Annotated in this window: 20 protein-coding genes and 1 pseudogene; 7 read left to right on the top strand and 14 right to left on the bottom strand. The window is 43.6% G+C overall.

Features of this window, described 5'->3' with window-relative positions:
• Nucleotides 1-119: 119 nt before the first annotated feature.
• From OCV19_RS17900 to OCV19_RS17880, 5 genes are all read right to left on the bottom strand, one after another.
• The gene (locus OCV19_RS17900; protein WP_065675385.1) at nucleotides 120-503 is read right to left on the bottom strand and encodes a VOC family protein; all 384 of its coding nucleotides are present in this window, start codon (nucleotides 501-503) and stop codon (nucleotides 120-122) included.
• A 124-nt stretch (nucleotides 504-627) separates the two neighbouring features.
• Nucleotides 628-996, bottom strand: a complete 369-nt coding sequence (locus OCV19_RS17895; RefSeq protein ID WP_065675386.1) for a hypothetical protein — start codon at nucleotides 994-996, stop codon at nucleotides 628-630.
• A 136-nt stretch (nucleotides 997-1,132) separates the two neighbouring features.
• A complete protein-coding gene (gene trpS, locus OCV19_RS17890) occupies nucleotides 1,133-2,194 on the bottom strand; it encodes a tryptophan--tRNA ligase (RefSeq protein WP_065675387.1) in 1,062 nt (353 codons plus the stop codon).
• A 251-nt stretch (nucleotides 2,195-2,445) separates the two neighbouring features.
• On the bottom strand, nucleotides 2,446-3,246 hold the full coding sequence (locus OCV19_RS17885) for a hypothetical protein (protein ID WP_065675388.1): 801 nt from the start codon (nucleotides 3,244-3,246) through the stop codon (nucleotides 2,446-2,448).
• A gap of 252 nt (nucleotides 3,247-3,498) precedes the next feature.
• On the bottom strand, nucleotides 3,499-4,830 hold the full coding sequence (locus tag OCV19_RS17880) for a D-serine ammonia-lyase (protein WP_065675389.1): 1,332 nt from the start codon (nucleotides 4,828-4,830) through the stop codon (nucleotides 3,499-3,501).
• Between the two features lie 133 nt (nucleotides 4,831-4,963).
• Here OCV19_RS17880 and OCV19_RS17875 point away from each other — a divergent pair, with 133 nt between their 5' ends.
• Nucleotides 4,964-6,157 (top strand): CynX/NimT family MFS transporter, encoded by a 1,194-nt coding sequence (locus OCV19_RS17875; RefSeq protein WP_065675390.1) that lies wholly within the window; start codon nucleotides 4,964-4,966, stop codon nucleotides 6,155-6,157.
• A gap of 30 nt (nucleotides 6,158-6,187) precedes the next feature.
• On the opposite strand, the gene OCV19_RS17870 is transcribed toward OCV19_RS17875, so the two are convergent.
• Together OCV19_RS17870 and OCV19_RS17865 are read right to left on the bottom strand one after the other, a co-directional pair.
• Nucleotides 6,188-6,985 (bottom strand): helix-turn-helix transcriptional regulator, encoded by a 798-nt coding sequence (locus OCV19_RS17870; RefSeq protein ID WP_065675391.1) that lies wholly within the window; start codon nucleotides 6,983-6,985, stop codon nucleotides 6,188-6,190.
• Nucleotides 6,986-7,066: 81 nt separating this feature from the next.
• On the bottom strand, nucleotides 7,067-7,600 hold the full coding sequence (locus OCV19_RS17865) for a YbhB/YbcL family Raf kinase inhibitor-like protein (RefSeq protein ID WP_050648620.1): 534 nt from the start codon (nucleotides 7,598-7,600) through the stop codon (nucleotides 7,067-7,069).
• Nucleotides 7,601-7,843: 243 nt separating this feature from the next.
• Between OCV19_RS17865 and OCV19_RS17860 the strand changes: the two genes are divergently transcribed.
• The 4 genes from OCV19_RS17860 to OCV19_RS17845 all read left to right on the top strand — a co-directional run bounded on the left by OCV19_RS17860 (nucleotide 7,844) and on the right by OCV19_RS17845 (nucleotide 13,205).
• Nucleotides 7,844-9,253, top strand: coding sequence for an ATP-binding protein (locus OCV19_RS17860; RefSeq protein ID WP_065675392.1), 1,410 nt, complete (start codon nucleotides 7,844-7,846; stop codon nucleotides 9,251-9,253).
• Nucleotides 9,231-9,878 carry a response regulator transcription factor gene (locus tag OCV19_RS17855; protein WP_065675393.1) on the top strand — a complete coding sequence of 216 codons (648 nt, stop codon included), beginning with the start codon at nucleotides 9,231-9,233 and terminating at the stop codon, nucleotides 9,876-9,878. The genes OCV19_RS17860 and OCV19_RS17855 overlap by 23 nt, the downstream gene beginning before the upstream one ends.
• Nucleotides 9,878-10,690: a DUF2861 family protein gene (locus tag OCV19_RS17850; RefSeq protein WP_065675394.1), complete on the top strand. Its 813-nt coding sequence runs from the start codon at nucleotides 9,878-9,880 to the stop codon at nucleotides 10,688-10,690. The genes OCV19_RS17855 and OCV19_RS17850 overlap by 1 nt, the downstream gene beginning before the upstream one ends.
• Nucleotides 10,691-10,793: 103 nt before the next feature.
• Nucleotides 10,794-13,205 carry a glycoside hydrolase gene (locus OCV19_RS17845; protein WP_065675395.1) on the top strand — a complete coding sequence of 804 codons (2,412 nt, stop codon included), beginning with the start codon at nucleotides 10,794-10,796 and terminating at the stop codon, nucleotides 13,203-13,205.
• A 68-nt stretch (nucleotides 13,206-13,273) separates the two neighbouring features.
• Here the strand turns inward: OCV19_RS17845 and OCV19_RS17840 are convergent, their stop codons facing one another.
• Nucleotides 13,274-14,176 (bottom strand): LysR family transcriptional regulator, encoded by a 903-nt coding sequence (locus tag OCV19_RS17840; protein WP_065675396.1) that lies wholly within the window; start codon nucleotides 14,174-14,176, stop codon nucleotides 13,274-13,276.
• Between the two features lie 128 nt (nucleotides 14,177-14,304).
• On the opposite strand from OCV19_RS17840, the gene OCV19_RS17835 reads away from it, so the two are divergent.
• Together OCV19_RS17835 and OCV19_RS17830 are read left to right on the top strand one after the other, a co-directional pair.
• The gene (locus OCV19_RS17835) at nucleotides 14,305-15,369 is read left to right on the top strand and encodes an HlyD family secretion protein (RefSeq protein WP_065675397.1); all 1,065 of its coding nucleotides are present in this window, start codon (nucleotides 14,305-14,307) and stop codon (nucleotides 15,367-15,369) included.
• 3 nt (nucleotides 15,370-15,372) lie between these two features.
• The gene (locus OCV19_RS17830; RefSeq protein ID WP_065675398.1) at nucleotides 15,373-16,923 is read left to right on the top strand and encodes a DHA2 family efflux MFS transporter permease subunit; all 1,551 of its coding nucleotides are present in this window, start codon (nucleotides 15,373-15,375) and stop codon (nucleotides 16,921-16,923) included.
• A 117-nt stretch (nucleotides 16,924-17,040) separates the two neighbouring features.
• Here the strand turns inward: OCV19_RS17830 and OCV19_RS17825 are convergent, their stop codons facing one another.
• From OCV19_RS17825 to OCV19_RS17800, 6 genes and pseudogenes are all read right to left on the bottom strand, one after another.
• Nucleotides 17,041-17,451, bottom strand: a complete 411-nt coding sequence (locus tag OCV19_RS17825) for a type 2 periplasmic-binding domain-containing protein (protein WP_065675399.1) — start codon at nucleotides 17,449-17,451, stop codon at nucleotides 17,041-17,043.
• Between the two features lie 123 nt (nucleotides 17,452-17,574).
• Nucleotides 17,575-18,335 (bottom strand): IS5 family transposase gene (locus OCV19_RS17820; RefSeq protein WP_261875687.1). Its coding sequence is split into 2 segments (ribosomal slippage): nucleotides 17,575-18,071 and nucleotides 18,071-18,335, totalling 762 coding nucleotides; the frame shifts between segments, so codons are not numbered across the junction.
• 78 nt (nucleotides 18,336-18,413) lie between these two features.
• Complete coding sequence (locus OCV19_RS17815) at nucleotides 18,414-19,481, bottom strand: hypothetical protein (RefSeq protein ID WP_065677670.1); 1,068 nt, start codon at nucleotides 19,479-19,481, stop codon at nucleotides 18,414-18,416.
• Between the two features lie 131 nt (nucleotides 19,482-19,612).
• Nucleotides 19,613-20,551: pseudogene (locus OCV19_RS17810) on the bottom strand (methyl-accepting chemotaxis protein); the annotation flags it as partial.
• Nucleotides 20,552-20,606: 55 nt separating this feature from the next.
• Nucleotides 20,607-21,527: an IS5 family transposase gene (locus OCV19_RS17805; protein WP_261875729.1), complete on the bottom strand. Its 921-nt coding sequence runs from the start codon at nucleotides 21,525-21,527 to the stop codon at nucleotides 20,607-20,609.
• Between the two features lie 50 nt (nucleotides 21,528-21,577).
• Entirely contained in the window at nucleotides 21,578-22,117 is a 540-nt protein-coding gene (locus OCV19_RS17800) for a hypothetical protein (protein ID WP_244499596.1), read from the bottom strand.
• Nucleotides 22,118-22,452: the final 335 nt, after the last annotated feature.

Below are 22,452 nucleotides of genomic sequence, written 5' to 3'. Positions count from 1 at the left end.
ACGAATTAATAAAACATTGTTCGATTGTAATTTATTTGATTGACTACATCCAGCACCAAGCAGCGTAAAAGTGAAATGTCATGTTCTTGAAGAGTAAACAAAAGCGTACGATTTCAGGCCTAGAACTGATAATTCGAGACTTCAATCAGATTGCCATCAGGATCTCGAATATAAACAGAAACAATTTTCCCTATTGCACCTGTTCGTGGTACTGGCCCTTCTTCTATCGCGACGCCTTGCGATTGGATGTGTTCGACAACTTCTGTAATTGGTGTATTGGTAACAAAGCAGAGGTCTGCACTACCGACCTGAACACGCCTTGCCTTTGGCTCGAACTCGCTACCGCTGAGGTGTAAATTAATCTTCTGCGTCCCAAATGACAACGCTAACCTGCCCTCACCAAATTCGATGGGCTTCATTCCAAGCACCCGCTGATAAAAGTCGACCGCAATGTGCAAATCACTCACGGTTAATACCAAATGATCCAACTGAATGATTTCCATCATTACCTTCCTGTAACTTAGAGTGATAAGGGCTTATTGGCAGTGACTAGGCATAGCTAGATTAACAATGTCATTCGACAACCCACATAACTCATAACCGAAATGTAGGTTGGAATTACTGAACTTAGCCTTCGCTCTTACTGAGCGTGTAGGAAACTAAACTATCATCACCTACCTTGAACACCCAAACATTCTCGCCATCTACAAATTGAAATTGATTGGTTGATTCAGTTGGCTTTAATTTACCAACAAATTCAGACAATGCTGGCTCGTTGATGATGAAGCTTCCTTCTGAAGTATTCGCATCCAGATCGTTATTCACTTCAATCGTCACTGTAGATTTAGGCAGAATATCGGGTAACCAACCTCTGTCGAACAATAGCTCTTGTTTGGCTTGTGCATAGGTCGAATACTCATCAATAACCACATCTGAACAGCCAGGCATTAAGGCCAAAACTGGAAGTAGCAAAGGGAGTAAAACGCTAGTTTTCATTTAATTACCATAACTGAAAGCTGGAATTTGAGATCATACGTTACCATACAACCTCATTTCCATTCACAAAATCCATTTTATAAATCAACCGCAATCATCATTCAAATTAATTGACTTTATTTACATGCAGCCAGTACTAGATAATATTCAGACCAAAGACGTTTTTTACATCGAACAATACCTTTTGCGTTCTTTCCCTAGAGACTTGGGTGCCATTGCGTAAAATTTCGATGAGTTGCGCTTTATCATCCAGTAACTCTGATCTTCTTTCACGAATAGGACGAAGCATCTCTTGCAGGCACTCTTCCAATACTTTCTTAGTTTGTCCATCGCCTAGCCCACCTCTTTGGTAATGCTCTTTTAGTTGACTGACATAGTTAGCGTCTGTGTGAAAAGCATCAAGATAAGTGAACACGATATTGCCTTCTACTTTACCTGGGTCTTCAATTCGCAGATGGTTTGGGTCGGTATACATGGATTTAACGGCAGCTCTGATCTCTTTCTCTGTCGCACCAAGATTAATGGCGTTGCCCATCGATTTAGACATCTTACTTTTACCATCAGTACTAGGGAGGCGAGATGCATTGCTGAGAAGCGGCCTACATTCATTTAAGATTGGTTTACCAGCAAGCGAGTTAACCTTTCTTACTATCTCATTGGTTTGTTCCAACATCGGCAATTGATCATCGCCAACAGGCACTAAAGTCGCGTTAAAAGCAGTGATGTCTGCCGCCTGTGAGATTGGATAAGTGAGGAAGCCTGCTGGAATAGATCGTCCAAATTCCTTGTTCTGAATTTCACTTTTGACCGTTGGATTGCGTTCCAAGCGAGCGATAGAAACAAGATTGCTGTAGAACATGGTGAGCTCAGCTAACATCGGCAACTGTGATTGCAGACAAATCGTGGTCTTGGTCGGGTCGATACCCACCGCAAGATAGTCAGCGACTACATTGAGAATGTTGGAAGAAACCTTCGAAGGATTATGGGCGTTGTCGGTAAGCCCTTGCATGTCAGCGACCAATATCGTTTGGTCGTGAATATGCTGCAAAGAGACTCTTTGTTTAAGTGAACCGACGTAATGACCCAAATGCAAAGGTCCAGTTGCTCTATCGCCAGTCAGAATAATTTCAGGCTTGTTGGTATTGTTCTTACTGCCAATATTATTGCTGTCGGTATGGCTGTTTGAGTTGGTATTCATGGTGTATCTCCAAGTTAAAAAGGCTACTGGAGATAAAAAGAGGCGACATTTTTGATGACATTCTTAGCTACCGTCCAGCAGCTAAAGAATGTAAGTATTCCGTGCTGCTCTATTGAGAGCACCACCAAAAGAAAATTGAAGTTGAAGCAGAATTAAATTTCATGGTTAAAACCTATCAACAATACAGACGAGCGACAACTGTTATTTACGCGCACCAAGAAAATAGGTCATAAGATTAATAGGTTATAGGCTTAATCTTTAACGGAACACAGCTCAATGATTCGGTCACACATGGCTTGGTTGACTGTGAAGTAGGTGTTGAGGAACGCTAGTTGGGCAAGTGCCGATTCAGCCGTACGCTCGTAACCTTGGGTAAAGGTTGGTAGCAATTGAGCAAACTTAGGAAAGCGCGCTTCTAGTCTTCTATCCGACATAAACTCATCGACGAATTCAGGCTCAGAATGTTCAGTTTGATCCACAAGATCGATCAAACGATCAAGTGCGTAAGATTGAACGAACCGACTGCCCGACAGCTTTTCGCCTCGATTATAACGAGACATACCCACATAAAGATTGGTTAGAGCCTCACCAATGATCCACTCTTGGGAGTTAGCGCCTGCCTCCCCTTTTACTGGTGGGATACAGCACTGAGTATCAAATTCAGGTTGCTGCCAAACAATGCGCCCTTCAGCAAATGGAATATGCGCTAACTCGTGGGATTCAAACACCGCAAATTCGCAAAAGATTCCGTCAGCGTACAGGACTTTATAGCCATCGACGGTATTTCTCACCGCGTAGTCGATTGGGTGAATGTCTGAGAGCCAATGCAAGCTGTCTAAGAAATACTGCTTATGCCCCGTTTGTACTATCGCGAAAAAATCGACATCTGAATACTGATCAAGTCGTTCTGTTTCAATACCTACCGAGCCCAATCCCAGTAAAGCATGAGCCTTACCCGATGCTTCCAAAGAGTCCCCTATCGCATCTAAACGCTGGAGTAATTTTTCTGGTGTGTTTATGTGTCTTGTCTGCATCACTTTATCCGTTTGCATAGCTTAATCCCTATCAAGTTAAATTCCACTCAACCTAACTGATAGTTAGAACATCTAAGAAGTTTAATTTATAAAATGTGTGTTTTGGATAACGATCTGCGCAAGTTATTGTTTAAGTAACGGTGGGAATTAGAGGTGAGAAAGAGTGTGTTCAACCGATAAACAACACTCTTCTATCATGACTTATCTTTTAATCGCTGATATTTATAACTGCTTCTCTTTGTAAAACATTAGCTAATAAAAGCTTTGGGGTTAAACCGATGACTTAGCTAAGTAAGCTGCCATTTCTTGTGATGGCACCATGCCTCCGCCTGTCGCCCACACAAGGTGTGTTGCATTCGCTAGCGTCGACTCATCAATTTCTAGACGAGCAAGGTATTCACTATTTTGCTCAACATGAATCGCACCCGGCATACCCGCTAGCGCTGAAGGCTCAAGTTGAATGCCCTCTGCTTGATTCAGTTCACCTAACAATTGGTACATGCGTTCATCGGTTAATGTGTAATAACCATCAAGTAAACGCTCCATCGCGCGCCCCACAAAACCTGAAGCCCGACCCACCGCCAAGCCATCCGCAGCTGTTAAGTTGTCGATACCAAGATCTTGTACCGCAATCTCATCATGCAAACCCGTATGAACCCCCAACAACATGCACGGAGAATGAGTCGGTTCAGCAAAAATACAATGGACGTGGTCACCAAAGGCCATCTTCAAGCCAAATGCGACACCACCGGGCCCACCACCTACTCCACACGGCAAGTAAATAAATAATGGGTGTTCTTTATCTACTGAAATATGTTGTTGCTCAAATTGCTGTTTGAGCCTTTGCCCTGCCACCGAATAACCAAGGAACAGGGTTTGCGAGTTTTCATCATCAATGAAAAAGCATCGAGGATCTTGTTCTGCCTCTTTACGTCCTTGTTCCACTGCAACGCCATAATCTTGTTGATACTCGACCACGTTAACACCGTGCTCACGCAGTTTGTTTTTCTTCCACGCTCTCGCATCAGCAGACATGTGAACCGAAACTGTAAAGCCTAACTTGGCACTCATTATGCCAATCGACATACCTAAGTTACCCGTTGAGCCTACGGCAATACTGTATTGTTTAAAGAAGTCACGAAATTCAGGTTCGAGCAACTTGCTGTAGTCATCGCTCTCACACAGTAACCCAGCTTCAATCGCAAGCTTCTCTGCATGCGTTAGTACTTCATAGATACCACCGCGCGCTTTAATTGAACCTGAAATCGGTAAATGGCTGTCTTTCTTCATCATCAAACGCCCTTTTATTGGCTGCTGATAATGAGCTTCTAATGCTAACTTCATTGCAGGGATATCGATAAGCTCAGATTCGATGATGCCATTCGTCACATGAGTTTCAGGAAATGCCTTCACCAGATAAGGGGCAAACCTTTGTAACCTCAAACTCGCATCATGAATATCCTGTTCGCCTAATCCCACATAAGGCAAACCGCGCTCCAGAGTCGTCACATTTGGGTTAAACCAAACCACCTCTTCCAGTGCAATCAATTGTCGAAGTAATGGGAAATCTGAAATGAGTTTATGGATATTCAATATGGTCATGGATTACCTTTTTTGGTGAAGCGCGCGCGACGCTGGTTCAGTCATTAGTAAACCTATTTAAACGGTATTTGTATAATCATTCAATGACCTGTAGGCTAGCTTTTCTTCTCATAAGCAAACAGTAGAACAACCTATGAGCGCCTCTCTTCGTAATAGCATTTTCGTCATGTTAGGGATTCTATTTCTAGCACTTAACCTTCGGGGGCCTTTTACGAGCTTGGCTCCTGTGCTTTCTCAGGTTATGGAAGGCCTCAACCTTACGTCATCGGCTGCTGGCTTCTTAACAGCTTTACCACTGTTAACTTTTGCCTTGTTCTCACCATTAGTCACCAAGATATCCCAACGATTTGGTCTAGAGCCTAGCCTGTTATTAGGCTTAGTTTTGATCACTTCGGGTATTACACTGCGCTCTTTAGGAGCAATTCCGACGTTATACATCGGTACAGTAATGATTGGACTTGGTATCGCGATTGGTAACGTGTTGTTGCCCGTTGTAGTGAAAATTAGCTTCCCTACTCGTATTGCAACCGTTACTTCTCTGTACATCTTTACGATGGGCATCGGCTCGACGTTAGGCTCAAGTTTGATGGTACCGTTTTCAAATCTAACCTTATTCACGGTCACAGGTTGGCAATTGGCACTGTTAATGAACTTGGTATTTCCAATATTAGCTTTGATGATCTGGTTGCCTAAAATCAGAAAACGCTCATCTTCAGCCAACAATAACAAGCAACAAGACAAACCTCTGCCGATGAAACAGATGATTAAAAGCGGCGTAGCGTGGCAAGTAACGTTAGCGCTTGGGCTTAACTCATTTACCTTCTACTCTTTGGCTGGCTGGTTGCCACAGATATTGAACGATCTTGGCTACAGCGAAATCGACGCGGGCTACATTTATGGATTTTTGCAATTTTCGACTATGGTTCCGGGGCTGCTGTTACTGCCATTCTTAGCCAAAAGTGACAATCAACAATGGCTCATCACTCTGTGTGCATCGAGTGTATTTGTTGGATTGATTGGCCTGTTGTATTTGCCTGAGTTTGCGATCTTTTGGGTGGGACTGTTTGGATTAGCCAACTGCTCGACGTTTATTATCGCGCTATCTTTTGTTGGCTTGCGTACATCGAATAGCAGCCAAGCCGCATCATTGTCGGGTATGGCTCAGGGAATCGGTTATGCGTTGGCAGCCACTGGTCCAACGCTGGTGGGTAAGCTTCATGCTCAAACCGGTTCTTGGAGTGTGCCGATTCTGTTGATCGCATCTGTTGCCTTTGCGTGCACGATTTTCGCGGCATTGGCAGCACGAGATAAGAAAGTGAGCGTTTAAGCCAAACAGAATGACTATGGCGTCGCGACTTTATTTGCTCGCGACTCTATGGCTGACTACGGTTTTGATGTATTCACTTGGCGACAAACCAAATTTGCCTTTAAAGCGCTGACTAAAACGCCCTTCCGATTGGTAACCGCAAGACTGAGCCAACATCGCCACATTCTGCTGTCCGTTTTGCATCAGATAAAGCGCGTGACTTAACCGAACTTCAGCTAATACCTCACGATATTGCATACCTTCCAGTTTGAGCTTTCGAATCAGCGTGGCTCGGCTCATCGCAAAACGCTCCGCCACCGACTCTAATGGATGCTTCTCGTCTGGTGAATGTGAAAGATAATGGCTGAGCTTTTGGCTAAACGAGACGTTGGCACTGACAAACAGTCGATGCAATACCCCTTTTTCAGCTAATTGCTGGTAAAAGCCCTGCAGCCAAAACTGTTGAGTCTCTTTGCTCATGCTCTGTGTATCAAACGAGAACAGAGCATTGAGTGAGTCTTGTAAGTTTCGATCCGCTTTTACTATAGGCAGTCCCAGATCATTCGACCGTTCCTCACTTAAATCAAGCATCGCCTGAGAAGGTTGGAATTGAAAGCTGAACACTCGCGACAAGAAGCGCCCTTTATGGGGCATGTTCTCAAAACTTAGTGAAGCTGATGCCTCACACAACAGCAGCTCAGAATGTGAGAGCTCTGCCGCTGAATTTTTCCAAAACAGGCGCTTACTGCCTGTAATTATCTGAATGATACTAGGGGATAGAATCCTCACATTACGCAGCTTTTGTAACTGCTCTGCACGAAAGATCGTCACTTGATATTGATGATTCATCTCATCCCCTTATTTGCTTATTTGCTTATTTGCTTATTTGCTTATTATGCACGTGTATAAGCTTTTAACGTACATAAGCTATTAACGTGTATAAGTTGCAGTCAGTTTCGCTTTGTCTAAAGCCATACTGTTCAACGTGAATCCAACCACTGCCGACGGCGTGTTTTCGTCGAGGTTAAGTTTGTCCGTTGGTAATGCCCAAACCGTGAACTGGTAACGGTGCATACCATCTTTTTCTGGAGGACAAACGCCACCGTAGCCAACTGTTCCGTAATCAATGCGACCTTCTTTGCCACCGACTTTAGAGATGTCGACACCGCGAGGTAGCTCGTTCACAGTTGCAGGGATATCAAACGCAACCCAATGCCAGAAGCCACTTTCAGTTGGAGCATCTGGATCATAAGCTGTGATAGCAAAGCTTTTGGTGCCTGCTGGTGCATCTTTCCACATTAATTGTGGTGATAGGTTATCGCCGTCACAACCCCAACTTGAGTATTCAAAAGTCTTCGCCATTGGGTGACCTTCTTGAATATCGTTGCTGGTTAATTCGAACGCCTGAGCAGAGCCTGCGGCCAAAATACTGATTGCCAATACTGATTTGATGATTAGTTTCATGATGGTTCCTCTTATTTGGTATGAGTTGAGTATAGTCCTTCCCACATGCTTAATAATGACAATAAGTACATAATTATCTAATTTATCGGAATCAAATGATACTTACTGTAATTTCATCTTATTATTTAAAAGCATGATCCACTCGACAGTTTGCTGTTAAGGGAGCACTTATTGACATTCAGGTTACAAATCTAACCCAAAAGTCTTTAGACTCGCCTCACGACTTTTAATGAGAATGATTGGATGCGCAGGTTTACCTTAGCCCTTTGCTTGACCTTTTGGCTCCCAACTTTAGCCAATGCCCAAAGTTTGCAAGACAAGTGGCAAACCCTGTATCAACTGACCTGGCAATCATCTCCAATCTTAGTATCTCAACAAGAGTTGGATCAGTACCCAAAAGTTCTGCTTCATGAAAGTAGCCGTTATCCTAATTTCAACCATTTCAGTTGGGACGACATCGCAACGTTAGCCTCAATACAAGATCACTGCCAAGCAATTGAAAGCAGTAATCCTTCATTACATGACGCCATCGAGTTTGAGCTTGCCTTATGTCAGCAACAAGCATTGGATTCGATTTGGTTTGCAGCACACTCCAAACATCACCCTGCCGGTGGCAGCTTTGCTGATCGTTATTTAGCCACTTACCCAGACGTAAGCGAGCAAATACGCCCGTTTTTGAGTCTTACCAACCCACAGCACCCTCTATATACAAAGCTAAAAGCGCTAACTGTTCAAGGCAGAGAGGCATTGCTCAATGGATACCGCGCTTGGCAACAAGATGATGTGCTTTGGTTAAGTGGCGAGCAAGGCTGGAAAGCCATTCCCTTAGATGTTTGGCAACCTATTGCAAAGCGGCAAGAGGTATCTTTGACGGGTGAGACCTGTACTTTTCGTTACAGCAACGTGTGCTTAAGCGAGCCTAGCAATGACAATCTGATCATGAAAACCTTGATCTTTACATTGCTCTTAACGTTGCTTTCCGGACTCGGTAGAGTCTTATACCTAAGAACAAAACAACGAAAAGAGAGACAGTTCGTTTTACAGCTTCTTACTCATGAACTGCGCACGCCAATTACTAGCCTAGGCTTAACCGTCGAAATGTTTAGAAATCGCTACGATGATTTTTCTGATGAAACTCAAAATGCGGTTTGGCGTTTAATATCCGACTATCAAAGGCTTTCTCAACTCACCGAAAACAGCAAAGTGTACCTAAGTTCGGATCAGTCAGAGCCTTTGTTGAAGCAAAACGCTTCATTAGAAGAGTGGCTCGATCATGTCTGTGAAAAGCACAATATTTCTTATCAATGTGAAGCGCGTGAAGTCGAACTTAACCTGCCTTATTACTGGCTAACCATCTGCTTGGATAATCTAATCAAGAATGCCAAACAACACGGTAAAGGTAAGGTTTTGGTAAAGGTCGAACTCGGAGACAAGCTGACGATTGAGGTACAAGACGAGGGGCACTTCCCTTCTTTTCTGCAACGGTTTGTATCTCGAGCAACACCGAATATCAATCACAGACAAGACAACATGGGCATTGGCCTCACTATTGTCGAACACTTGATGAAACAAGCGAATGGCCATCTCATTATTCTTCGTAACCCAACCCGATGTATTCTGGAAATTGCTTATGAACACCCTACTGCTGATTGAAGACGACCAACTGCTTGGACAAGGCCTCGTCAGCTTCTTTGAATCCAGTGGTTACCAATGCCTTTGGGCGAACGATTCAGAGAGTGCCAGTAAGCAATGGTTTCGAGCCGATCTTGTGATATTGGATCGACAGCTTGAAGATGGTGACAGCTTGCAACACCTTCCAAATTGGTTGCTCCTCAAAGCGCTTCCTGTAATTGTGCTGACCGCTAAAGTAGAAGTTCAACAACGTGTTGAAGGATTAATGGCGGGAGCCAAAGACTACGTGACTAAACCATTTTCTAACGACGAATTACTTGCTCGAGTGATTACCCAGCTTCGTCCGTTAGGTGTGAGCCTCTTAAATTACGCAAATATCCAGATCAACTTGTCGGAACGGATCGCTTATCTGGATGAAAGCCCAATAACACTAAAACCTAAAGAGTTCCAGTTATTGGTCTTGTTTGTTCAGAACCAAAGTCGTGTGTTTCACCGAGATGAGTTACTCAATAAAATTTGGGGGTATCAGGCCTTTCCTAGTACCCGAACTATTGATAATCACATACTGCGCTTACGCCAGAAGCTGCCAACATTGAATATCGAAACGCATCGCGGCGTTGGTTACCGCTTAGCTGGGGAATCATAATGAAAGTTACTTCGTTAGCGGCACTGCTCTGCACCTTGCCGTTCGCAAGTCATGCGGCATGGTTTACCGACACGCCATTGCAACACACCTATCAATCTCTGCTTGATGACCAACCTCAAGTTGCGTGGCAAGAGCTACAAATCGCACTCGATCAACAAACACTCGATAGTGAGCTTTGGCTGCCAGTCAAACAAGAGATATTAAGCCAGACTCAATGTGGAACCTCACTAAAACAAAGTGCTGAGCCGAAACACCACATCCAAGTCAGCTTTATTCGACGCTATGGCCTGTCATCGCACGGTTATCAAATCAAAGTCTCTGCCGAGCAACTCAACAAAGGCTTAGAAACCCAAACTCTTTCTTTGGTATCACCTAAAGGTAAAGTCCTTCTCAATGGGCAACTCGCTTCCAATAATGAGTATCAAGAGATTGAAACCAACGAAATGTTCATCAAACCCGAATCTGGTGTTTATCAACTAAAGATAGGTTCAAACCACTACCCTATTATTGTCGCTTTAAATGACAGTAATCGATGGCTGACGCTCGAAAATAAACTCAGCGAACCACATATCGTGCTCTCACCTCCAAAGGAGATCGACAACTGCCCTGACGCTAATGTGAGTTGGCAATGGTTTGATGAAAACTACAACCTGTTAGGTTACAAAGTGCCAATCAAAACAGCGCAAGCACCCGTTCCCACAGAAGGTCCACTTGGAACTAAAGCCAAGCACTTGAGTGCTTCGGTTGAAATGTTTGAATACCAAGGCGCTATTGAAGTCCAATATGTGCAGCGCGTCGCCGTGCCTTTCTAATGGAAAACCACTAAAGCCAAACAGAAAATAGAGACATATAGGTGACAAAGCACTAGCGCTACTTAGGTGTAATAACCGTACTTACCCTTTACGGAATCTAAATATGCTCAGCGTACGTTACCCACTCAATATTTGCACTTGTGCCATTGTGGCTCTAACAACAGCTTGTCTGTTTTCATCCAATGCACAAGCGAGCCAAATAACGCTCACCAGTAATAGCAGCGTCAGCGGCAGCAGTATTCGCGACAATGCTAACGCCACTACCAGCAATACCGTCTCTATATCATCGAATACTCTAGAGATAGATTGGAACGGCTTAAGCGTTAACAGCGCTGCTCTCACCGTTGATAGCAAACCACAGAAAGCGACCAATCTGGTTATTGGCTTTTCCGATAAAGCTGACTCAGTAAAAATCGCCACTTGGACCTTAGTACCCAGTGGGATAAACGTTGAGGCAGAGCTTAATCAAGACCAACTCACTTTTCAGTTCAGCTTACCTTCGAATATACAGGTGAAACGAAACGATCCAATCGAGTTGGCGTGGTTTGATCTTGCAGAACAACGAACTCAGACACTATTTCTACCCTTTAGTGAAGGCATGCGCGTACCTACTGATAACAAGCTTTGGGGTAGTTATCTAGTTGACAACCATTCTGGAAGCAACACCACTCAAGACCTAAAGATGCCTTTTTGGACAGCACAACAGAACGACCACTTCATTAGCTATAAGATGATTAATGCAACCAACAATCAACTGCTCTTCTCAGAGGTATCCTCTGATACTTCAACAAATTCCAAGACCAAAATTGACATGAAGGCATCACACCAATTTACGATGCTCAATCAATCGCAGCCTTTTATTGTTCGTATCACCCTCGGAGAGTCGTGGTTAGATGGTGCCAAACAATACCGCGATTGGCGCATCAATAATGACCAGTCTGAAACGCTTGTAGCAAAGCAAAAGCGCAATCCAGATGTGACTAAGTTGATCGGCGCGAGCCACGTTTACCTATTTGGCAAAGACCCATTAAGCATCCAAGATGTGAGTAACTGGTGGGGATTTAAAACATGGTATCTAGAGGGCTCTAAACTAAGCGTTTCTGCGGAAGCGAAAAGAGAACTGTCGTCACTATCTAAGGGTAAAGATTGGTTCAGTCAGTATCACAAACAACTATTGTTGGACTCTATTAGCCAGTCATTGCAGGTGTTATATCCTGTTGGTAATCCGACACTCGAAGACAACACGATTAAAGCGCAATACAAAGCAGCACAGGATAAAAAGAACTGGTTGCTAAAGCACGCTTCTCCGTACCTAAACTCGTCAGAGACTTGGGGACAAGCGTTGTCTTCAGACATGGTCGCTAATCTAAATAAGGCTGGTTTAAACAAACTGTGGCTAGGATTCGATAATTGGATGCCAGCATTCTACCAACCTAACGCCGTGGCTCTGGCAAAACAGTCCGGATATCTGGTCGGCACCTACGATTCCTACAACACAGCCATTCCTGCGAAGCTGAACGACAACTGGCTAACCGCTCAATTACCAAAGCCGATGCGTGAGAGTTGTGCCATTGAACTAGCGGATGGCAGCCTAAAAAAAGGGTTTCGAGGTAACGGATTCTATCTTAATCCGAATTGCCATTTAGATTACGTAAAGCAGCGCGCTCAAGACATTATGAAATTCGGCAACTTCAACAGCTTGTTCTTGGATGTTGATGCAACCGCCATGGCACGTGAAGATTACAGCGGCTCTATAGACAGTCATAGCAACAGCAATGGAAATGGCAATACAAACGAGTCGGACATGCTTTCTTCCTTCAACAACCGAATGCAGTGGCTTAGCGAGCAACCATCGTTAGTATTAGGATCTGAAGACGGCAATAGCCTAACAACAAAAGGCATCGCGTTTGCACACGGCTTAGAAACGGTTGGTTTTGGTTGGACAGATAAAGACATGAAAGAAAACCGCCAATCTCCCTATTACTTAGGTCGTTGGTACCCAGACCACAAGCCTGACTTCTTCTTTAAGCCGGCCGAGGTTAAAGAGCCCTATAAGTCGCTACTGTTTTCGCCACAATATCGAATTCCACTTTACCAAGCCGTTTTCCATGATGAAGTAATCAATACGCACCATTGGCATTCAGACAGCCTTAAGTTCACTAATGTACAAGCAGAACGTGACTTAACCGCCATGCTATACAACACACCAGCGATGGTTCACTTGACCAGAGATGAAGCTTTATCAAGTTCAAGCCCGAGAATCAAAGCACTCAAACACTATCAAGATGGCTTTGAACCAATGCACGAACAGTTATGGGATAAACAGTTGGTCGATTTCGAATGGTTAGATAAAAACGGCGATGTTCAACAAACTGAGTTTAGTGACGGGAGTAAGATCATTGCCAACTTCTCTAACAAGGCATTTCGTCACAACGGTATCGATATTGCTGGCCTATCAGTCAAAGCTATATTAGCGAATGGACAAGTCGTCGACTGGCAGCCCAATCATAGTTAGCTTCGATACAGTTTAGACAATAACGAATAATAGGAAGCCTAAGCACTTTACCACTAAGATTTACCCCGTTACTTTTGCTTCCTATTTTGAAAGGCAGTCAGTAGATAGTCGATAAAGACCTTCTTACGTTTGGGCATCAACTGCCTGTCTGCATACACTAGGCTTACTGAAACTTCTGGCATCTCATATTCAGGTAACAAGCGAATCAGCTTACCTGTCTTGAAATGTTCCCGACAAATGAATTCAGGAAGCACCGCCAAGCCGAGCCCATCCACACACGCTGTTAGGCATGCCGTGATGGTATTCACCCGCAACTGACACGGTAGATCGATCAAAATCGACTCTCCGCCTTTTAATTGTAAATGCCACTTGGGTAGACGCGCGGCCTTGTTCACGACCTCAATCATTCTGAATGGCGGTTTAAGATCATTGGGCGAAGAGATTTCATCGAACTGCTCTAAATACTCAGGGCTGGCTACCAATACTCGCTTTGATGTTGTGAGGTAGCGAGAAACCAAGCTCGAATCCACCAACTCACCAATTTGCGCGTAAAGATCGATCCCCTCCGCAATGATGTCGACTTCTCGATTCGACAGTTCTAAGTTCAAAGTCACGTTTGGGTGCTCTTTTAGGAAACTGTGGATGTATGTGGCTAATACTTGATGCCCCAATTCGACAGGCAACACAACATTCAACTGCCCTCGGATCAAATCCTGATTGGCAGAAACCTCTAACTCAGCTTGGTTCATGATCTCTTGCATCTGCATGCTCGACTGATAAAAGCGCTCACCCTCTGGCGTTAAAACTAAACTTCGTGTCGAACGAGTGATCAACCTCACACCTAGGTGCTGCTCGAGCTCGTCAAGCTTTCGGCTGACGGTCGACTTGGTCATGTTCAATGCTTCAGCTGCGTGCGTGAAACTCCCACAATCAACAACTTGTGTAAAAACAGTCACAGCATTTAAGTCCATCGTACTTCTCCCAAAGCCCTATTAGTAAGATTATTGCAACAGTGTTTCCCTTTTTTCCTATCTTATCAATCAATCGAATTCATTTACAATTCGTTACATCTAAATAAAAACAAAATGAGAAATAAAAAATGACAGAGAACAACAACGCTTCGCAACCAGTAAGCACAAAAAAACGTAAAAAAGCCCCGCTTATTGCTACTGCGATCATGCTGTCATTAGGTCTTGCTGGTGCCGGATATTGGTACGGCTATGGCCAATACTTTGAATCTACCGACAATGCCTACCTACAAGGCGACATCACTAATATAAGCCCGAAGGTGTCGGGTTATATTGTTAAGTCTTATGTGAGTGATAACCAATCGGTTAAACAAGGTGACTTGTTGGTTCAAATCGATGATCGTGATTACCAATCTGCACTTGCTCAGGCGAATGCGCATTTAAGCGTCGTTCAATCAAGCGTACACAACCTTATCGCTCAACAAACGTTACAACGTAGCCAAATAAATCAAGCCGAGAGCCGTGTTGATTCCGCACAAGCTGAATACGAGCGTGCAATCCAACAAGTAGTCCGTTCTCGTAGCTTATTAAAGCGTAACTATGCTTCGCAAGATGAAGTCGACAGCATGGTCGCACAACAAAAAGTCACCCAAGCAGAACTTGAAGAAGCAAAAGCAAACCTCGTCGCAAGTAATGATCAGCTAATCGTGATTGCGAGTGAAATCGAACAAGCAAACGCATCCGTGACTGAAGCTCAAGCACAAAGAGATCAAGCACAACTTAACCTTGATTACACCAAAGTTTACGCGCCAGCGGATGGCGTGATTGGTAAACGTAGCGTTCGTGAAGGCTTGCTGATTCAAGCAGGCGCACCACTTATGAGCTTGGTACCAAACAACCAAGTGTGGATTGAAGCTAACTTCAAAGAAACTCAATTAAGCGGCATTCACAAAGGCCAAACCGTAGAAGTCGAACTGGATGCCTTTCCGGGTCAACCACTTGAAGGCGTGGTAGACAGTTTCTCCCCTGCAACTGGCGCCAAGTTTGCGCTCCTACCACCAGAAAACGCGACAGGTAACTTTACTAAAATCGTTCAACGTGTACCGGTGAAAATTACGATTCCAGATCAGCAAGAATTGAAAGGTAGATTGCTTCCTGGTTTGTCTGTGGTAGCGACCATCGATAAACGAGGCTAGATCATGAGTAATGCTGGTGTTGTCACCCACACTAATGATAATGACGAAGTTTCAAGACGCCATTGGCTCGCCCTATTTGGCGGTTTGATTGGTGCGTTTATGGCGATCTTGGATATTCAAATCACCAACTCGTCTCTCAAAGATATTCAAGGCGCGCTGTCTGCCACCTTAGATGAAAGTTCGTGGATCTCTACGTCTTATCTAGTCGCAGAGATGATTGCTATTCCACTCAGTGGTTGGCTTTCTAAAGCACTCGGTAAACGCCGTTATATCACGTGGACGACGGCCATTTTCACCATTTCATCTTTGTTATGTTCGTTCTCTTGGAATATGACCTCGATGATCGTATTCCGCACGATGCAAGGCTTCAGTGGTGGTGCTTTAATCCCGCTTGCTTTCTCGTTAGTGATTCAGTTATTACCTGTTAACAAACGTGCTGTGGGTATGGCACTGTTTGGCGTAACCGCGACCTTTGCTCCATCGATCGGCCCAACATTTGGTGGTTGGCTGACGGAGAACTTTTCATGGCACTATATTTTCTACATCAATATTCCGCCTGCTTTGCTTGTGATCACCATGATCCGATATGGCTTGGATGATGAAAAGCTCGACCTTGGCACGCTGAAAAAAGCGGACTGGTTTGGTATCGCCACTATGGCGTTAGGGCTAGGTTGCTTGGAAGTGGTACTAGAAGAAGGTAACCGTGAAGAGTGGTTCAGTTCGAGCTTTATTATTGGCTTGAGTATCGTGTCGGCGGTGAGTTTGGTTTACTTTGTGATAAACGAACTCCAACACAAAAAGCCATTGGTTAACCTGCGGCTATTGCGGGATGGGCAGTTTGCTATGTCTTGTATCGCCTATTTGATTTTGGGGATGGCGTTGCTTGGCTCTATCTATGTGCTGCCGATGTATCTCACTCAAATTCAGCAATATAACGCGATGGAAATTGGTGAAGTGCTAATGTGGATGGGTTTCCCACAACTTCTGATATTCCCAATTGTGCCCAAGCTAACACAGATCATTAAGCCTAAGTACTTGGTGACCTTTGGCTTCGCGATGTTCGGTTTCAGTTGTTACGTGAATACGCACATGACAATCGACTTTGGCGGGCAACAACTGATTTTATCCATGGTTCTGCGTGCTATTGGTAGTCCGTTTATCATGGTTCCGCTGTCTTTGGTTGCCATGAAGAACATCAGCAAAATGGACACGCCAGACGCATCTACGTTAACCAACGTGATGCGAAACTTAGGGGGCGCTTTTAGTATCGCGATTATCGCCACGCTATTGGATAACAAAACCCGTGAGCACTTGGCACACATCAAGGAGTCGTTACCTTCTGTAAGTCAACTCGGTTGGCAAACGCTTCAGCAGCAACAAGCGTTCTTTATTCAGTCAGGAAGTGATGCCACAACGGCGATGCAACAAGCTCAAGCAAGTTTACTTGGCACCATGCAACGTGACGCTGCCATTATGGCTTACAACGATGTGTTCTTAATGATGACAGCGTTCTTAGCTCTAGCGGCAGTATTGATTCTAAACATGCGAGATTAGCGCAGGAGTCAATTGATTTACGATTCAGATATATGTGAATAGAAACAAGAAAGCCCGATAACGCACTCGTTATCGGGCTTTATAACTCTTTATAGAGCTATGTTGTATCGCCAAAGACTAGTACTTAAGCAATACTTTCACATCGCCAGTAAGCGCAGCTTCATCAACATACCCAATCGCATTAGCATTTGTAGCAACTTGATTGATTACAGCGCTGTAATCTGCAACTTGAACTGGGGCTTCTGCTTTACCTGTAAACACCAAGCGAGCCCAAACGGATTGGAGTTGAGACTCTGAACGACCCGTTGCTACTTCATGAAAAGCAATACGACCTGCAGCACCATCAACAAGCTCAATAATCTGAGCCTTACTGCCATTACCCAGTTGGTTTGATTTACCCATGAATAATTTTTTCACATCAGCATTGGTTAACGCGTCAACACCTGCGCTATTGCCGATAACAACCATACCCGCAGCTGCATTAAACGAAATAAACGTTGCTGCCATAAGCGTTAGTAACTTTTTCATACTGATACCTTAGAATACGAAGTCTAATTTAGCTGAATACAAGATTGAGTCATCTTCAAAGAAATTGCCCGTTGCGATAAATGGGTTACTAGGGCGTGTTGATCTTTGCTGTACATTTCGCGTTCAACAATACATCGGTAGCCACATTAACATGAATGCCAGCGATAACATGCTGGCATAATTCCTTTCTAGCTTGTCATATCTACTTGAAATAGCTCGATAATGCTTAATTCTCCCAAAGGCATTTTCGACCAAGTGACGATACTTGTATAAACACCAATCCATACTGTCTTTGTCTATATCTTGTCCGTAATTGCGTTTAGCAATTACCGTTTCTCCGCCACGTTCCTTAACAAAAATACGGAAAGGTTCGCTGTCATATCCTTTATCACAAACGATGGTATTAACTTCATCGAGTTGCTCAACTAAGCTTTCGGCATGCACTATATCGTGGCGTTGTCCCTCTGATAAATCAAAGCAAATCGGCAGGCCACCACTATCTACGGCTAAGTGAATTTTGGTTGAGTTGCCCCCGCGACTTTTTCCTATTTGCTCTGAACTTTCAGTAGCTGCACCTGTACTATGCTGATGTGCTCTAACTATAGAGCCATCAAGAAATACCATTCAAAATCAGCCATGTTAGATAAGCTTTTGAAAAGATTATCTAAAATCCCTTTCTTTGACCAAAGATTAAATCGTCTGTAAACGGTACTCCACTCTCCGAACTCAGAGGGTAGATCTCGCCAAGGAATACCTGTTCTCATTCGATAAAGTATTCCTTCAAATGTCATTCGATGTTCAGTTTTATCGTAAATACGACCTGTACTTTTCATAACTTGGAGTAGCAGTTCCCAGCGAATATCAGTTAGCATTGTTCTTGGCATGGTATTGGTTATGGTTTTACTTTTGGCGAAGCAAATTATAACTCTTTACCATGCTGTTCAAAAAACACTCACGAAAGATCAACACGCCCTAGTTGTTTCGATATTCTCTTGGAAGCCTCCGCTGGTACCTTTGTAGTCAACATAGGTAACATCAACTTTGAGTGACATGTTCTTAGCAAAATCCCAACGAGAGCCCACCGCATAAGACAAACGCTCGTAGTTCATAGCTTCTCTAAGAGACGAAGATGGTAGATTTACACGCTCTTCGTTATCAGTCGTTTCTACCCAGTTGATAGAGATATAAGGGGTAAATTCATTCACTCTGTAGCCAACTAAAGTTGAAATCGATTGGTAGTCATAGAACTCACCATCTAGCTGTACATCTGCGCCCTCGATGTTTGCGATTAGATCGCCGTTGTCGTATTGCGCACCAAGCGAAATAAACTGGCCGTCTTTACTGTCTAACATCTGAGCCATCTGGCAGTAAGGATCAAGCGAACTATTAAAATCACAAGATGGGTTCGATTCAGCAACAAAGTAAGAACCACGGAATGTCATATCCCCTGCGTTCCAGTTCGCACTTAGACCCATCAGCTTATCAAGTTTAACTTCGCCAACAATAGAGTCATCTTCGTCAATAGTGCCAATACCAACAACAGGTTGAATCAATAGGCTTGAGTTTTCAAACTCTACAGGAATCAATAGATCAGCACCGGTATAGCTTTTTAAAACGATGTTTTCGTATAGCTCTTGTGAAGGGCGAATCATAGGGTATGCGTAACCCAGGTCTGTATAATCTGAATAGAAAAACAGAGGCAGACGTAGCTTACCAGCACGAGCTGTAAAACGTTCAAAATCGTATGATGCATACGCCATCTCGATCTTTGGTTCATAGTCATAGCGACTGTTCGCAACAATCTGTGTGACAAACTTAGCTTTCTCATTCACTTTAAAATCAAACTGAAGTCCAGCAAGTGTCTCTTGTTCCCATTCAAGATTCTCACTGGTGTATCCCGCGTAATTCACATCATTGTTCGCTTTCCCGATACCTACGGAACCAAAGCCACTGATACTAATATCTTCCATACTTGCAGCATTAGCACCACAAGCAACACTTACTAAAGCAGCAATTACCGTCTTTTTCATAACGAACTCCACAGTTATGTTTTCATTTTTATTATTTGAAGCCCCAAATACGAGGCAAACTCCCGCTGTTCTTCTCGGTTGTAGTCAAGAAAAACATCATTAAGAAAAACAGCAGGAAGAATTAAGGACTATTAACGAATCTTAAAATGACCCGTTAATTCAGATAAATTTCGTGTGATTTTTTGAATATCTTGCGCGACTGAATCTACTTGTTGAACACTGTCCGTTGTGCCTTCTGCCATGTCACGGATATCTTTGACATACGTCTCGATATGAGAGGACGTTTGCTCTTGCTCTTCTGTTGCAGAAGCTATGCTGTCGTTACGTTGACTAATATCCATAACGTCATTGGTGATCTGTATAAGGGATTTTTCGGCAATTAAAGATTGTTCAACACAGTTTTCGGCTTTAATGGCGCTATCAGAGATGATTTTTGAAGCCATTTTCGCTTGCTCTTGTAGCTGAGAAAGCACCGACTGAATCTCTTGTGTCGAGCTTTGCGTTCTTGAAGCCAACGTGCGAACTTCGTCAGCGACAACAGCAAATCCTCTACCCTGTTCGCCAGCTCTAGCCGCCTCAATTGCCGCATTCAGAGCCAACAAGTTGGTTTGCTCGGCAATCGCACTGATTGAATCTAATATTGATCCAGCACTTTGAGTGCTCGTATCCAATTGGCCAACCACTTGAGAAGCTTGACGTACATCTGTAGTCAACTCTTGCACGGCGAGAATCGTACTTTTAACCTGAGCCTCACCCATAGAAGCTTGCTCACTAGCACTTGTTGCAGATAAAGAGGCGTCGTTAGCATTGAGGGCGATATCCTTAGCTGCGCTAAAGAGTTGTTGTAAGGATTGGGATACTTCTTCAATGGCCAAATGTTGGCTCTTTGATAACGTGCGAGTATTTTGGCTTGTACTGACCAACGAGCGCGAAATGGAGTCCAACTCCACAACGTTTTCTATGGTCTCAGTTACATTGCGTTGCAAGTGAGAAACAAAAGAGTTAAACGAATCTACTAGCGGTTTAAGCTCATCATTTTTTTCATGTATGAGTCGAACCGTTAGATCGCCTTGGCTTTGTTGCGTAATTAAATTTAGAGATAGAGCAACCCGTTTCGCTTGTTTTTTAGTCAACACGACAAGTTTCAGGCATACCTAACCCAGTAAGCTTGTTCAACGCTTTTATCATCGCGTAAGTTTCACCCACCTGGGCATTGTAATTTCTTAAGCTCAGTTTCCCTCCTAGCAACTGTTTAACTCGATACATCGCTGTTTCTGAGAGTGAACGTTTGTGGTATCCATACCGCTCTTTCCAATACTTATTTGAGCCGTATAATTTCTGGCAACCCACGGCGAGATTTCGAGGGTGACCTCGCTCCCAGAAGGCAGCCCCTTCTCTTGGGGGAATAAGCGCAATAGCTCCCTTAATCTTAATAGCAGCGTGACACGCTCTCGTGTCGTAAGCGCCATCACCAGACACCTCAAGGATACTTCGGCGTGTTTGTTTCAGTAAGTTAGGGAGTACTTCTCCATCTGTAACCGTCGATAAACTTAGCTCAGCGGCAATGATCTCATGAGTGTTGGTATCGACGGCAATATGAAGCTTTCGCCAGACTCTACGCTTGCCATCCGTCCCATGTTTTTTGACTTTCCATTCACCTTCGCCATAAACCTTAAGGCCAGTAGCATCAATAGCTAGGTGCTGTATCGCTCCTTTCGTTTTAGTCTTAAATGAAACCTCAACTTGCTTGGCTCTACGACTGATGCAGGTGTAATGCGGACAACTTAACGGTACATGGGCTAACCTAAATATCGAGTCGATAAATCCTTGCAGCGCTCTCAATGGCATAGAAAAAACTCGTTTCACCATGAGTGCTGTCGTGATAGCTAAATCACTGAACCGACGCGGCCTCCCGCGCTTATTCTGTTTACTTTGCGCCCACCCGCTTATTGCTTCTTCATCAATCCAAAAGGTCAGAGAGCCACGGTTAATGAGTGATTGGTTGTATTGCTTCCAGTTGGTTGTTTTGTAACGAGGCTTAAGCATAGGGCTACGAGAGAGGGTGGAGGTAGCTGATCAGATCGTAGGTTCTTGATTTAGTTCCATTGAATTACGCAACAAAGCCGATCGCCTTCCCCTTCAGCAATATCTCTCATCTTGTCGCTGATATTCGCAAGATCTTTGCGTATTGCATGGACGACGAACCATCCAAACAAACATAATGAAATAAGTGCAGTGATGCCAAGCACCGTCATTATTTTATTTGAACGAAGGTTATTTTCTTCAAGAGAAGTGACTGAATTTTCAAAATCGGAGATTCGGGCTTCCGAGAACTGATTTATATCTCTCGTAAGTACTTCAAGCATTTCACTATTTTGCTTAGCCAAGTCACCAACCTCAGCAAATGAGAGGCCTCCATCGATCATTCCTTTAGCGATACGATGCGCTAACTCGAAATAGGCGGTGGTTTTTTTCTGAAGTTCAACAGTAGAGTATTTAATCGATGAATCTAATTCGGCCTGCATCTGAAAATTAGCTAGGATCTCTTTATAGGTCACAGTATTCATTTCAAGCAATTCTTCATCGCCTAAAGTGACAGCCAAATTAAACCGTTCTGCTACCTGAGATATTAACACTCGGTTCATTGACGAAGAGTTCATGACCGGATAGATAACTTCATCTATCCTGTTAACCTGTTAACCTGTTGATTATTATTACTTAAGTCCCCCTCACCCACAAATAAAATACTACTGAATCCAGCAAAAGAAAAAAGGCATAAAGCCATAACTTTATTTTTTATAGAAAGCGAAAACATGAAACATCCTTATAAACGGAATAATATACCGTCGTTTATTTACAAGAATACTTCCAAGGTTGGCCAACAACAATTCAGATAGAATATGATCACCATAAATAATTTCGATTAAACACTTAAATACGGTAAACCAAAATTACGATATACCTTTGCTTT

The sequence above is a fragment of the Vibrio celticus genome (genome assembly GCF_024347335.1).
In the GTDB taxonomy this organism is placed as follows: domain Bacteria; phylum Pseudomonadota; class Gammaproteobacteria; order Enterobacterales; family Vibrionaceae; genus Vibrio; species Vibrio celticus.
Note: the sequence above shows the minus strand (reverse complement) of the source record. Positions and strands in the feature narration are given on the sequence as shown.

Excerpts from the sequence above, each read along its gene's own strand:
- OCV19_RS17885 (WP_065675388.1), bottom strand. The coding sequence starts at position 3,246 with ATGCAAACGGATAAAGTGATGCAGACAAGACACATAAACACACCAGAA.
- OCV19_RS17855 (WP_065675393.1), top strand. The coding sequence starts at position 9,231 with ATGAACACCCTACTGCTGATTGAAGACGACCAACTGCTTGGACAAGGC.
- trpS (WP_065675387.1), bottom strand. The coding sequence starts at position 2,194 with ATGAATACCAACTCAAACAGCCATACCGACAGCAATAATATTGGCAGT.
- OCV19_RS17840 (WP_065675396.1), bottom strand. The coding sequence starts at position 14,176 with ATGGACTTAAATGCTGTGACTGTTTTTACACAAGTTGTTGATTGTGGG.
- OCV19_RS17805 (WP_261875729.1), bottom strand. The coding sequence starts at position 21,527 with ATGCTTAAGCCTCGTTACAAAACAACCAACTGGAAGCAATACAACCAA.
- OCV19_RS17880 (WP_065675389.1), bottom strand. The coding sequence starts at position 4,830 with ATGACCATATTGAATATCCATAAACTCATTTCAGATTTCCCATTACTT.
- OCV19_RS17850 (WP_065675394.1), top strand. The coding sequence starts at position 9,878 with ATGAAAGTTACTTCGTTAGCGGCACTGCTCTGCACCTTGCCGTTCGCA.
- OCV19_RS17830 (WP_065675398.1), top strand. The coding sequence starts at position 15,373 with ATGAGTAATGCTGGTGTTGTCACCCACACTAATGATAATGACGAAGTT.
- OCV19_RS17895 (WP_065675386.1), bottom strand. The coding sequence starts at position 996 with ATGAAAACTAGCGTTTTACTCCCTTTGCTACTTCCAGTTTTGGCCTTA.
- OCV19_RS17860 (WP_065675392.1), top strand. The coding sequence starts at position 7,844 with ATGCGCAGGTTTACCTTAGCCCTTTGCTTGACCTTTTGGCTCCCAACT.
- OCV19_RS17865 (WP_050648620.1), bottom strand. The coding sequence starts at position 7,600 with ATGAAACTAATCATCAAATCAGTATTGGCAATCAGTATTTTGGCCGCA.
- OCV19_RS17900 (WP_065675385.1), bottom strand. The coding sequence starts at position 503 with ATGGAAATCATTCAGTTGGATCATTTGGTATTAACCGTGAGTGATTTG.
- OCV19_RS17835 (WP_065675397.1), top strand. The coding sequence starts at position 14,305 with ATGACAGAGAACAACAACGCTTCGCAACCAGTAAGCACAAAAAAACGT.
- OCV19_RS17825 (WP_065675399.1), bottom strand. The coding sequence starts at position 17,451 with ATGAAAAAGTTACTAACGCTTATGGCAGCAACGTTTATTTCGTTTAAT.
- OCV19_RS17845 (WP_065675395.1), top strand. The coding sequence starts at position 10,794 with ATGCTCAGCGTACGTTACCCACTCAATATTTGCACTTGTGCCATTGTG.
- OCV19_RS17875 (WP_065675390.1), top strand. The coding sequence starts at position 4,964 with ATGAGCGCCTCTCTTCGTAATAGCATTTTCGTCATGTTAGGGATTCTA.
- OCV19_RS17815 (WP_065677670.1), bottom strand. The coding sequence starts at position 19,481 with ATGAAAAAGACGGTAATTGCTGCTTTAGTAAGTGTTGCTTGTGGTGCT.
- OCV19_RS17870 (WP_065675391.1), bottom strand. The coding sequence starts at position 6,985 with ATGAATCATCAATATCAAGTGACGATCTTTCGTGCAGAGCAGTTACAA.